The organism is Lichenicoccus sp., assembly GCF_965277665.1.
Classification (GTDB): domain Bacteria; phylum Pseudomonadota; class Alphaproteobacteria; order Acetobacterales; family Acetobacteraceae; genus Lichenicoccus.
In genome coordinates, this window is the sequence record NZ_OZ255835.1 from 3180006 (window position 1) to 3191706 (window position 11701).

Genomic DNA, 11701 nt, shown 5'->3' on the forward strand with positions numbered 1-11701 from the left:
AGGGCGCTGCCCTGAACCCGCTGGGGCCTCAGGCCCCAGGCCCCGATTCTTAAATTCAAGGATTTCAAAGGCTCGCCTTTGATGGGGTCCAGGGGCAGAGCCCCTAGCCTTTCACTCATTGCGCTACGCATGACGCGTTTCCGAGTTTTGTCAGCTGCCTGCTAGGCCAGCAGCACCGTCAGCGCGCGTACGCCCTGCGCGCCGTGGATCAGCACGCCCTCTATGTCTGCCGTGGCCGATGGCCCGGTCTGCAGTACGACATAGGCTCCCTGCTGGAACTCGGCTCGCGCGTAGGCGTGGTGCAGGTTCTCGACGATGTCGGCGGGATCGACCAGGACCAGCAGGCGCTGCGCCAGGTAGCCCAGCGCATTGACGCCGAGATCGGCGCTTTTGAGGGCAACCGACCCGGTTTCGGCCACCGCGAAGCTGGCGCGCAGGACTGCCAGATCGACGTCGTGCAGGGCCGCCGGGTCCGCATCCGCCAGCGCGCGGTTGCCGGGCAGTTCAGGCACCATCGAGCAGACGATCCCGGCGCCGGCGATCAGGCTGCGCGCCGGCGCGAGCGGGTCCCCGGCGGGTCCGGGCTGCATCAGCCTGCCGCCCATCTGCGCCAGGCGCCGGCAGAATTCCGGACCGAGTTCGCGAGGTCCAAGCCGAGCGAACGACGGCAGCTCGGGCAGTTCGGTCGTGGCTGTTGGGCGGTGGCGCCGGATTGCCGCGAGCATGTCCTCGCGCGCGCTCACGATGTGCCGCGCCGCGCCTTGAACCAGGCGTGGAAGCTCTGCCCGGGAGCCTGCGGCACCTCGCGCCCGCGGCCCCACGCATTGGCAGGGTTGTAGAGCGCAAAGCGCGGCATGTGCGGCAGCACCGCGTTGGCGGCATCGACCGCGGCGCGGTAGGCGGCTGGCCGCGACAGCAGGGCCGAGGCGCCCTTCATCGACATCTGCTTGGTCATCGACGGCTCGTGATGCTCGGCCATCACCCGGCGCCAGGACAGGATCTGCTCGTGGATATTGATCTTCACCGGGCAGACCGCGGTGCAGCTGCCATTCAGCGTCGAGGCGTACGGCAGCAGGCTGTATTTGCGACGGTTGAAGCTGGGATCGATGATGAGGCCGATCGGCCCGGCATAGGTGGCGCCATACGACAGGCCGCCGGAACGGCGATAGACCGGGCAGGTATTCATGCAGGCGCCGCAGCGGATGCATTTCAGCGAGGTCCAGAATTCCTCGGCGCCGAGCCGCTCGCTGCGCCCGTTATCGACCAGGATCACGTGCATGCTGCCACCGGCGCGTGGCCCGCGGAAATGCGAGGTGTATTGCGTGATCGGCGACCCCAGCGCCGAGCGGGACAGCAGCCGGATGAACACCCCGAGATCGCGTGTACGCGGCACGATCTTCTCGATCCCGGCAGACACGATATGCACCCCCGGCACGCTGGCGCACAGGTCGGCGTTGCCCTCGTTGGTGCACACCACCACCGCGCCGCTATCGGCGACCAGGAAATTGGCCCCGGTCATGCCGACGCGGGCGTCGAGGATCAGCGGCCGGTTCGACATGCGCTGGCTCTCGGCGAGATAGGCCGGATCGTCGCACGCGGGATCGGTGCCGATGGTGCGGGCGAACACCGCGGCCACGTCCGAGCGCAGCTTGTGCACCGCCGGCACCACCACGTGGCTCGGATCCTCGTCGTCGAGCTGCTGGATACGCTCGCCGAGGTCGGTCTCGATCACCGAGACGCCAGCCTGCTGGAGATGGTCGCGCAGGCCGCATTCCTCGGTAAGCATGGACTTGCTCTTGACCAGCTCGGTCGCGCCATGCGCGCGCAGGATGTCGGTGACGATGCGGTTATGCTCGGCCGCGTCGCGCGCCCAGTGCACGACGACACCGTTCGCGGTGGCGCGGTACTCGAACTCCTCCAGCAGGCTGTCCAGATGGGTGAGCGCGTAGTCCTTGATGTCGGAGGCAAGCTGCCGCAGCTGCTCCCACTCGGGAATGCCACGCGACTCGCGGTCGCGCTTCTCGCGCACATCCCATAGCCGCTTGTCGTGGAAGCTGAGATGGTCGGGAGCCGCCAGGAACCGCTCCGCCGCCTCGGCATGGTCGACCGGACGGCGGCCACGGACGACAGCGCCGCGCGGCTGCGGCTCGCGGGCGGCGTCGTTGCCATCCGGTGCAAGCGGGCGCGAGCGCCCCTCGGCATGGTCCACCCGTACCCGCTTCATGCATCAGCCTTCGCGTTCAGGACCTGGGCAATATGGACGTAGTTCATTGCAATACCGTGCCGGGCGGCGCTGCCCGCCTGGTGCATCAGGCAGGACATGTCGGCCGACACCACGAACTCGGCGCCGGACGCGTCCTGGCGCGAGACCTTGTCCTGCCCCATGCGCGCGGACACCGCCGCCTCCGACACCGAGAAGGTGCCGCCGAAGCCGCAGCATTCGTCGGCGCGCTCGGTCTCGACCAGCTGCAGCCCCGCGACACGCGCCAGCAGCGCCCGCGGCTTGGAGAAGAACGGCACGTTCAGTTCCGGCGCCGGCTCGTGGTCGAGGCTGCGCAGCGCCGTGCAGCTGTTGTGCAGCGTGACCCGGTGCGCGAAGCAGGCCGGCGGCAGCGCGTCCACGCCGACCACATCGTGCAGGAACTCGACCAGCTCGTAGGTTTTCGCGCGGATGGCGTCGGGCAGCGCGGACTTGTTGCGGACATGATGCACGCAGCTCGCCGACGGGCACACGACGGCTTCGAAGCCGTCGAAATTGCGCACGAACAGCGCCTCGACCGACCGGCACTCGGCGACGAAGCCGGCATTGCCCATCGGCTGGCCGCAGCAGGTCTGGTCAGTGGGATACTCCACCGCATGCCCGAGGCGTTCCAGCAGCTCCAATGTGGCGATGCCGACATCGCGGTAGAACAGGTCGATGAAACACGGGATGAACAGGCCGATGCGCATGCTGGTCAACCCGCTTTGCGACCCTGAGGATAGGCGGGGGTCCGCATGGTGTCGATCGCGGAGCGTGGACGCGCCAGCAGCGCCGCCAGCAGCCCGCACAACGCCGCCCCGGTCAGCCACAGCCCGGGCATCGCGCGGTTGCCGGTCTGCTGGATCAGCCAGGTGCAGGCCGCCGGCGTGAAGCCGCCGATGCAGGTCGCCAGGCTGTAGGCCATCGAGAACCCCGAGTTGCGCACGTCCTGCGGCACGAATTCGGTCAGGAACACCACCATCGCGCCATTATACGAGCCGTACAGGAACGACAGCCAGAGCTCGACCATGAGCAGGTGCGCGAACGAGGCGTGCCCGACCAGCCAGTGCATCGCGGGATAGGCGGTCAGGATGGTCAGCAGCGTGCTCGCGATGAGCACCGGACGACGCCCGATGCGGTCGGTCAGCGCGCCCGCGAGCGGCAGCCAGATCAGGTTCGACAGGCCGACGCAGAGTGTGACGACCAGGCTGGCCCGGCTGGACAGGTGCAGCACCGCGCGGCCGAACGAGGGCGTGTAGGCGGTGATCAGGTAGAACGAGGTCGTCGTCATCACCACCAGCAGCACGCCGACGAGCACGATCCGCCAGGCGGCGAGCAGCCGTCGCATGATCGCGCCCATGCCGGGCGGGGCGGGGCGGTGCGCATGCATCACCTCGCCCTTGGCCAACGAGCGCCGCAGCACGAACAGGAACGGCACGATGGCGCAGCCGATCAGCAGCGGGATGCGCCAGCCCCACGCATCCATCCGCGCCGGACTGAGCCACGCCTCCAGCGCCACGCCGAGCGAGGCCGCCACGATGACGGCGACCTGCTGCGAGACCGACTGCAGCGATACATACAGGCCACGCTGCCCCGGAGGCGCCAGATCGGCCAGGAACACCGAGGTCGATCCCAGCTCCACCCCGGCGGAGAAGCCCTGCAGCAGGCGCCCGGCCAGCACCAGGACCGGGGCGGCAAGGCCGATCTCCGCATAGCCGGGCATGCAGGCCAGGGTCAGCGTGCCGATCGCCATCAAAGCCAGCGTCAGCACCAGGCCGCGACGCACGCCGATGCGATCGACATAGGCGCCCAGCACCAGCGCACCGAGCGGGCGCATCAGGAAGCCGGCGCCGAAGGTGGTGAGCGCCAGCAGCAGCGAGCCGATGGCGTTGCCGGTCGGAAAGAAGGTCCGGCCGATGGCGGCGGCGTAGTAGCCGAACACCATGAAGTCGTACATTTCGAGGAAATTGCCGCACGCCACCCGGACCGCGAGGCCGAGCCGGGACCGGGTGGTCTGCGCGGCGGCGGTCATGGCCGCACACGAGCCAGACCGGACGCGGCAATCACGGCCTGTGCCGGCATGGAGGACAGATAGCGTATCAGCCGCGCCGACGCGTCGCGGTGACGGCTGGCGCCGGCGATGCCCGCCGCGATCGCGTCCGGCATCTGCAGCGCAGGCGGCAGCGGCACGATGCGCACGCCCTGCACGTCGCCGACCTCGCTCGCCTGCTGGAAACCGATCGCGGCCTGTCCGTCGGCGATCGCCCGGGCCACCGGCATGCCCTGGACCTCGTGCGTGCGGCCCGCGATCGCGTCCTGCACGCCCAGCCGCCGGAACAGGGTGCGCGACACGAAGGCGCCACTGCCGCCACCGGGAATGGCGATGGACGGCGCGGCCAGTAGCGCGCGGCGCAGCCCCGCCGGGCTGCCGAGATCGGCGGCGGGCGCATCCGTCCGGACCAGGGTCGCAACACGTGCCCGCGCGACATCGGCGGTGGCCCCCTGCAGCACGAGGCCACGCCGCACCAGCCGGTCCAGGTCGGGCCGCAGGATCACCAGCACGTCGGCCACCATGCCGTGGGCTAGCCGGGCGGGAATGGCGTTGGCGCCCCCGCCGCCCGACAGGCCGGCCTCGATGTCGATCCGGTCCCCGGACTGCCGCATGTAGTCGGGTGCCAACCGGAGCAGGGCCGCGCGGGCACTGTTGGCAACGATGACATGGAGTTCCGTCGCCTCCGCCCGGCGCCCTGCGGCTGCGGTGATCATCAGGGCGGCCATCAGCAGCCGGCGGAACGCAATCCCACGCATCGGCCCTCGCTCTCCCGGCATCCGATCCCGCGCAAGCCAGTTTCCGTTCGCTTGCATCCTGCCGACGGGCCTGACTACCGTCCTACCGTGCCAGTCGATAAAACCCGCCCAGGCGCCGCGGTTGCCTGAGACGCCCGGGAGATCCTGGCAGGCCGTGTTCGCGGATGGCATGGCCCGTCATCGCGGCGGCGATGCGCTCGAAGCACGGCGCCTGTTCAGGCTTGCAGCCGAGCTGGGCGGCGATGCCGGCCCGATGCGCCTGCTCGCCATCCTGGCCGCCGAGGACGGCGACGGTGACCAGGCGTTGCTGTGGGCGCAACGGGCACTAGCCGGCACAGCCCGGGGCTGCCGCATCGCACCTGACCCTTGGCAGCGTGCTGTCGCGTCGGGCCGACTGGAGGGCGGCGGTGCTGGCGTTCCGGGCTGCCATCGGTCTGGAGCCGGCGCTGTCGGCGGCGCATCTCGGCCTGGCGCACGCCCTGCTTGCCGATGGCAAGCCGGCCGAGGCATGCAGGATTTTCGCGGACGCCTTTGCTCGACGGTCCTCCGGACGCCCGGACCTGCGCGGCTAAGCGGCCGCCCTGCTTGCCGCCGGCGATCCGGAGAAAGCCGCCGAGGCCGTCCGCCGGCATCCGGCATCCGGCGAACTGCACCAGGCCCTCGGGCAGCTCCACTTCCGGCGCCGCGCATGGCAGCAGGCGGCAGCCGTCCTGGCCGAGGCGCAGCACCGGCTGCCGCACGATGCCGCCATCCTGCACGACCTGGGCGCCGCCCTGCAGGAGAATGCGCAGCCGGCCATGGCCAGGGACGCCTATCTGCGGGCGCTGGCACTCGAGCCGCAGCGGGCGCAAACCTGGCACAATCTCGGCAGTGCGTATCAGGCAGTCTCGGACCTGCCGGCGGCGCTGTCGGCCTATGCAAGGGCATTACAGCTCGACCCGCATGGTTTTCCACGGATCGCCCAGGAGCTTGCCGCAGGACGCTGCGGCGCCGTCTGGGTGTCCGCCGACGACCTGCGCCGCACGCTGGCCGCTTCAGCCGCCGGACACCGGACGCTGCCGGGCTCGGAGCTGATCCAGTAGGCCGGCGCGCCACAGCACGAACAGCGCAAAGCCGATCGAGACCAGGCCCGTCACGATGCTGGCCTGGTTGCCGGTCAGGCGGACGACCGGCGGATCGGACAGGCCGATGAGCGCCACGCTGACGGCAAGCAGGATCGCGCTCACCAGCGTGCCGATCCGGCTGCGACGCAGGGCGAGCCGTGCCTGCCGCACCCGGGGGATCGAGGCCAGCAGGCAGAGCAGCACCGTCGCCACCAGCAAGGTCCAGCCGCCGCGCGCCACCAGCGCGAGCGCCAGCAGGCCGGGCGCTGACAGGGCGGCGTCGTTGACGATGCCGGCGACGATCACCGCGACGGGGGAATATGGTCCCGGCTCCGGCGCCTCCGGCCGCAGCGGCTGGCGGCGGATGGCAGCCGCGATCAGGACCACCAGGACCACGCTGCCGAGCAGTTTGAGGAAGGGCAGCGACAGCAAGCCAAGACACAGAGAACCGATGCCGATGCGCAGCAGCAAGGCGAGCATGGTCTGGGCGGTCGATCCGCGAACGCCGGACACGCGCGTGCTGCGCCTTGTTGCGAGCGGCCAGGGTTACCACGCACGGATTATTCTCGAAGTCGCTCAGCTCGGAAACGTCGACGGCGATCGCAGGGGTCACCGTCAGCAGGCACAGCATCAGCGCCATGAGCAATCCGGCGGCGGAAGCGGAGGTCCGCCTGAAGACGGGCGTCATGGCTTGTTGCCCTCCTCTGCCGTAGCGCGTCGGAGAGCAGCACCGTGCGATCGCGATCCGCCTTGGCGCGAATCGTCTGCCCCCACTCGAAGCCTCCGGCGCGCAACTCCTTGGCCTCGCGCAGGCGTTCGGACATCATGCGGTCATAGATCGCCTGGCTGGTCTCCGCCGGCAGGTCGGCGCGCCGGATCTGCACGTCCACCACGCGGACGCCGAGCTTCCTGCGCCACCTCGTCGTGGATCGTGCTGCTCAAGTGGTCGCGCTGCGGCGTCAGCAGCACCGGCAGCGAGATCTGCCCGAGCTCGCGACGCAGCGACGTGCTGACGATCTGGGCCAGCTGCGAGCGGGCCTGGTCCAGCGTGCCGACCGACTGGTAGAAACGCGGCGGATCGTCGATCAGGAACCGCGAGAAGGTCTCCACCTCGATCCGCTTCTGATCGCCCAGGATGATCTGGTCGGCCGGCGGCTCGAGCGGCAGCAGCCGCTTCTCGTACAACACCACGGTGTCGATGAACGGCACCTTCAGGTGCAGCCCGGGATCGGTGATGGTGGCCACCGGCTTGCCCAGCCGCACCACCAGCGCCTGCTGCGATTGCGTCAGCGTGAACAGGCCGAGCGAGACGATCCAGATCGCGAAAGCGGCCGCCAGCACGGTTGCGATCAGCCGGGGCAGGCTCATGGCGAATCCCCCGCAGGCGGTATCGCGGCAAGCGCCGGCGTCCCCGCGCGCGGCACCGTCAGCGGCAGCACCGGAACCACGCCGGACCCGTCATGTCCGGTCGGATCGAGCATCACCTTGTTGGCGGATTTCAGCACCGCCTCCATCGTGTCGAGATACAGCCGGCGGGCGGTGATGCCGCGCGCCTGCTGGAAACTCGCATCGAGCGCCGAGAAACGGTCCGCCTCGCCGCGCGCCTGGTTGATCGCCTGCGCGCGATACGCCTCGGCTTCCTGCCTGATCCGCTCCGCATCGCCGCGCGCCCGCGGCAGGATGTCGTTGCGGTACGCCTCGGCCTCGTTGCGGGCGCGCTACTGGTCGGCGCGGGCGCGCTGGACATCGTTGAAGGCGTCGATCACCGCCATCGGCGGATCGACGCGCTGCAGTTCCACCTGCGTCACCTGGATGCCGGTATTATACGAATCCAGCAGCTGCTGCAGCAGCGTCTGCGCGTCGTCGGCGATCTTCTGGCGCTGGTCGGACAGCGCCGCCTGGATCGGATTGAGTGCCACCACATGCCGGACCGCGGCCTCGGCGGCGACAGGCACCGTGCCCTGCGGGTCATAGACGTTGAACAGGTATTTCTCCGGGTCGCGGATGCGCCAGAACACCGCGGCGGTGGCCTCGACGATGTTCTCGTCGCCGGTCAGCATCTGCAGGATGGCGCCGTCGGCCAGCCTGACCTGGTTGACCTCGGTGACCTTGGGCAGCAGCGCGACCTCGATCGGATAGGGCAGGTGGTAGTTGAGCCCCGGCCCGTGCGTGTCGACGTAGCGGCCGAAGCGCAGCACCACGCCGACCTGGTCGGGCTGCACCTTGTAGAACCCCGTCGCCAGCCAGACCGCGGCCACCAGCACGAACGCGGCGCCGGCGCTCTGCAGGTGCCACGGCAGCAGCCGCCAGCTGCCGTCGCCCGCCACCCGCGGCGCGAGCGCGGGCACCAGGCGGGGCAATCGGCTCGGGCGTGGCCGAGCCGGCGCCGTCTCCGCAGCGCTGGCGCGCGGCGCTCGTGGCGCACGTGGCGCGCGGGGGCCGCGCAGGCCGGCGAGGAAGGCCTGCACGCGCTGCGCGTCGATGACCGGCGCGCCGTCGAGATCGTCGAATTCATCCGGCGTCGCGCTCCCCTCATGCAGTGGCAGCTGCGGGACGGCAACGCGCTGCATCCGCGAGCCCGACAGGATGCGTGCCTCCCACAGCACGAAGATCGCGGAGGCGAGCGGCACCGCGATCACCAGGGCCGGTGCGCTGGCGGTGATCCAGGCCGACACCAGCGGATCCGAGATCGCGATGCTGCCGGCGATCCAGCCCAGGAACATGTCGGCGAGCAGCACCAGCAGTCGGCGTCCGTCGAGCATGCCGCGGATCAGCGCGCTGCCATAGACCAGCATCGGAATACTCATCAGCAACCCGAAAGACAGCAGCAGGAGGCTGCCGTGCGCCACGGCGGCCACCGCGACCACGTTGTCGAGGCTCATGACGGCGTCGGCGGCGATGATGGCGACGATGGCGCCGAGCATGTCGGCGCGCGCCCGCGTGGTCTCGGGCACCGTGCCGTCCCGGCCGAGCGTGAGCTTGACCGCGATGCCCAGCAGGATCGCGCCAGCCACCAGCTTGAGGCCGGGCACCTGCAGCACGAACAGCACCATCGCCGCCATGGCGATGCGCAGCGCGATGGCCCCCGCGGTGCCGAACAGCACCGCGGTGCGCATCTCCGACGGCGGCAGCGCCCGGCAGGCGAGCGCGATCATCAGCGCGTTGTCGGCACTCAGCAGCAGGTCGATGAACAGGATCTGGATCGGAATGGTGAGCAGGCTGACGCCCTGCGAGAAATCCACACCCATCATGCCAGGCCCATCATGCCAGGCCGGCCACGGCGCCGACCAGGCCCGCGATGCTGACGAGGCCGGCGAGGGTCGCCACCACCCAGAGATACGGCCCGCGCAGACGCACCGGCGCCGGCAGCACGGTCGCCGCCAGCACCAGCAGCAGGGCCGCCACCAGCGGCAGCAGCAGGGCGTTCACGACCTGCGCCGCGATCGACAGCCAGACCAGGTTGCTCTCGCGCAGCACGATGACGGCGCTCCCGCCGACGCAGGCCGTGTAGCTAACATAGAACCATGGACCACGCAGCGGCTGCCGCTCCAGCGTATGGCTCAGTCCGACCACCTCGCCGACGCTCCACGCGAACGCCAGCGAGCAGACGATCGCGGCGACCATCGCAGCACCGACCACACCCATGCCGAACACCAGCCGGCCGATGGTGCCGCCCAGCAGCGGCGTCAGCGCGCCGCTGATCTGCCCGACCGTGTCCAGCGAGGTTGTCGCACCGGTGCGGCCGATGGTGGCGGCGGCGGCTACCAGCACGGCGGCCGTCACCGCCTGGGTCAGCACCGCGCCGACCGCGGTATCGGCACGGGCGGCGCGATGATGCAGGCCGCCGAGTTTCTTCTCGGCCAGCGCCGAGGTCTGGTAGAACACCATCCACGGATTGAAGGTGGCGCCGATCAGGGCGGCGCACAGATAGAGGTAGTCGGTATTGCCGAACCGCTGGTCGCCGGCGTCGTGCAGCACCGTCGCCAGGTGCGGGTGCGACGACCAGGCGACCAGGAAGAAGCTCAGCTCGAACAGGCCGATGACGATCGCGGCGCGTTCGACCCGGCGGTATTTGCCGCTCAGCACCACCAGCAGCAGGCAGGCGGCCGCGACCGGCAGCACCAGCATGCGCGACACGCCATACAGCTCGCCGACGCCGGCGATGCCGATCAGCTCGGTGACCAGCGAGCCGAGCGTCGCCACGCCGACCGCCGCCAGCGCCACATAGGCCCAGCCGCGGCCGAAATGCTCGCGTATCAGCTCGGCAAAGCCCTTGCCGGTGAACAGGCCGAGCCGGACCGCGAGTTCCTGGATCATGTACAGCAGCGGGATCAGCAGCAGCAGCAGCGGCAGCAGCCGGTAGCTCCAGCGCACGCCGCTCTGCGCCGCGGTGATCACGTTGCCCGCATCGGCGTCCGCCAGCATCACCAGCAAACCCGGTCCCCAGGCCGCGAGTGCTGCGACGAGCGCCGTCATCCGGGCGCGCGGCGTAGCCGCTGTCGATTTCGGCAGGCGCGGATCGTCCGACGTCATGCCCATCGGCGTCGGGCCCAGCGGCGTCGGGCCACGATGGGGTTACCGCTCCCGGGCACGGAACTGCTTGCGGTAGATGCCCGGCTCCGACAGCACCGCCTCGCCGACGCGCGCAAAGCCTGCCGCGCGCGCGTCATCGATGGTGCCGAACTCCAGCTCCTCGGGTTCCCGCCGGATCGGGATCAGCTGCGCCACCGGCGTGCCGCGTGGCAGCGCGCCCGGCATCGCCGCATCGAGCCAGCGCGCGGGAAACAGCAGGCCGATCTCGTTGAAGGCATCGGCATCGACCAGGCCGGTCAGCGTCCGGAACGGCAGGTCGTCGCGGTTGAGCGGATGCGTCGCCAGCAGCGACCAGCCGGGCGGCAGCGCGATGGTCCAGTGGCCGATGAACTTGACCAGGTTCGCGCTGCCGAACGGCGCGCCCGTGACCTGGGCCGCCGAGTGGAAGCTGATCGGCGCGCGCGGATGGCCCGGCAGGCTCGGCTCCGGCAGCGACCAGTCCCACGTGAAGACGCCATCGCGATAGTGCAGGTCGCACGGCAACGGCATCATGATGCCGCACTGCATGGCGTCGATGAATGGCGGACATTGCTTGACGGTGCGTATCTCGGCGCCGGCATGCATGTCGGAGGCGGCGAGCATCGGCATCGCCTTCAGCCAGTCGGGCAGGGCGTGGCGCGCCGGCACCCGGCGCTCCAGCGCGGCCTCGAGGGCGGGATCGCAACGCAGGGTTATCTTCATCAGCCCCAGTCCGAAATGGAGAGTGCCGCCGGGCTTTGGCCTCCCGGCGGCACATCCGTCTCTCGCGTCCAGGCTGCTCTAGCTGTCGCTGCTATGGAGGTTGTCCCTCCGGGGCTGGGCTGAGAGGCTGTGGTCGCGAGGCCAACAACCCACAGCCCAGAGCCCCGGATTGACGCTCATGAGAATGCGCGAACCACGCGCCGTAGTCGAATGCTGATGGTCGCCGGTACAAACTGGTGCACCGACGGCGGTAAAAGCCACGCCTGATCCACGTCCC

The 11701-nt window shown here is 70.0% G+C and carries 15 protein-coding genes; 2 read left to right on the forward strand and 13 right to left on the reverse strand.

All coding sequences use genetic code 11. From position 1 onward, the window contains the following. Nucleotides 1–161: 161 nt before the first annotated feature. The 6 genes from ACQY4O_RS14810 to ACQY4O_RS14835 form a co-directional block, all read right to left on the reverse strand. Nucleotides 162–743, reverse strand: coding sequence for a LutC/YkgG family protein (locus ACQY4O_RS14810; RefSeq protein WP_428377121.1), 582 nt, complete (start codon nt 741–743; stop codon nt 162–164). After that, a complete protein-coding gene (locus tag ACQY4O_RS14815) occupies nt 740–2224 on the reverse strand; it encodes a lactate utilization protein B (RefSeq protein WP_428377122.1) in 1485 nt (494 codons plus the stop codon). The genes ACQY4O_RS14810 and ACQY4O_RS14815 overlap by 4 nt, the downstream gene beginning before the upstream one ends. Beyond that, a complete protein-coding gene (locus ACQY4O_RS14820; protein ID WP_428378209.1) occupies nt 2221–2949 on the reverse strand; it encodes a (Fe-S)-binding protein in 729 nt (242 codons plus the stop codon). Before ACQY4O_RS14820 ends, ACQY4O_RS14815 begins: the two co-directional genes overlap by 4 nt. A gap of 5 nt (nt 2950–2954) precedes the next feature. Continuing rightward, on the reverse strand, nt 2955–4271 hold the full coding sequence (locus ACQY4O_RS14825; protein WP_428377123.1) for an MFS transporter: 1317 nt from the start codon (nt 4269–4271) through the stop codon (nt 2955–2957). Beyond that, nucleotides 4268–5047, reverse strand: a complete 780-nt coding sequence (locus ACQY4O_RS14830; RefSeq protein ID WP_428377124.1) for a substrate-binding domain-containing protein — start codon at nt 5045–5047, stop codon at nt 4268–4270. The genes ACQY4O_RS14825 and ACQY4O_RS14830 overlap by 4 nt, the downstream gene beginning before the upstream one ends. Nucleotides 5048–5129: 82 nt before the next feature. Continuing rightward, nucleotides 5130–5366, reverse strand: a complete 237-nt coding sequence (locus tag ACQY4O_RS14835) for a hypothetical protein (RefSeq protein ID WP_428377125.1) — start codon at nt 5364–5366, stop codon at nt 5130–5132. A 55-nt stretch (nt 5367–5421) separates the two neighbouring features. On the opposite strand from ACQY4O_RS14835, the gene ACQY4O_RS14840 reads away from it, so the two are divergent. Further along, entirely contained in the window at nt 5422–5619 is a 198-nt protein-coding gene (locus tag ACQY4O_RS14840) for a hypothetical protein (protein ID WP_428377126.1), read from the forward strand. A 225-nt stretch (nt 5620–5844) separates the two neighbouring features. Beyond that, entirely contained in the window at nt 5845–6129 is a 285-nt protein-coding gene (locus tag ACQY4O_RS14845; RefSeq protein ID WP_428377127.1) for a tetratricopeptide repeat protein, read from the forward strand. Here ACQY4O_RS14845 and ACQY4O_RS14850 read toward each other — a convergent pair. The 7 genes from ACQY4O_RS14850 to ACQY4O_RS14880 all read right to left on the reverse strand — a co-directional run bounded on the left by ACQY4O_RS14850 (nt 6082) and on the right by ACQY4O_RS14880 (nt 11424). Next, the gene (locus tag ACQY4O_RS14850) at nt 6082–6663 is read right to left on the reverse strand and encodes a hypothetical protein (protein WP_428377128.1); all 582 of its coding nucleotides are present in this window, start codon (nt 6661–6663) and stop codon (nt 6082–6084) included. The genes ACQY4O_RS14845 and ACQY4O_RS14850 overlap by 48 nt on opposite strands. Before the next feature lie 47 nt (nt 6664–6710). Then, entirely contained in the window at nt 6711–7040 is a 330-nt protein-coding gene (locus ACQY4O_RS14855) for a hypothetical protein (RefSeq protein WP_428377129.1), read from the reverse strand. Continuing rightward, the gene (locus ACQY4O_RS14860) at nt 6982–7518 is read right to left on the reverse strand and encodes an SPFH domain-containing protein (RefSeq protein ID WP_428377130.1); all 537 of its coding nucleotides are present in this window, start codon (nt 7516–7518) and stop codon (nt 6982–6984) included. The genes ACQY4O_RS14855 and ACQY4O_RS14860 overlap by 59 nt, the downstream gene beginning before the upstream one ends. Further along, a complete protein-coding gene (locus ACQY4O_RS14865) occupies nt 7515–7664 on the reverse strand; it encodes a hypothetical protein (protein WP_428377131.1) in 150 nt (49 codons plus the stop codon). The genes ACQY4O_RS14860 and ACQY4O_RS14865 overlap by 4 nt, the downstream gene beginning before the upstream one ends. Nucleotides 7665–7868: 204 nt before the next feature. Further along, entirely contained in the window at nt 7869–9401 is a 1533-nt protein-coding gene (locus ACQY4O_RS14870; protein WP_428377132.1) for a YjbE family putative metal transport protein, read from the reverse strand. Between the two features lie 10 nt (nt 9402–9411). Continuing rightward, on the reverse strand, nt 9412–10683 hold the full coding sequence (locus ACQY4O_RS14875; RefSeq protein WP_428377133.1) for an NRAMP family divalent metal transporter: 1272 nt from the start codon (nt 10681–10683) through the stop codon (nt 9412–9414). Between the two features lie 42 nt (nt 10684–10725). Further along, the gene (locus tag ACQY4O_RS14880) at nt 10726–11424 is read right to left on the reverse strand and encodes a hypothetical protein (RefSeq protein WP_428377134.1); all 699 of its coding nucleotides are present in this window, start codon (nt 11422–11424) and stop codon (nt 10726–10728) included. Between the last annotated feature and the right edge of the window lie 277 nt (nt 11425–11701).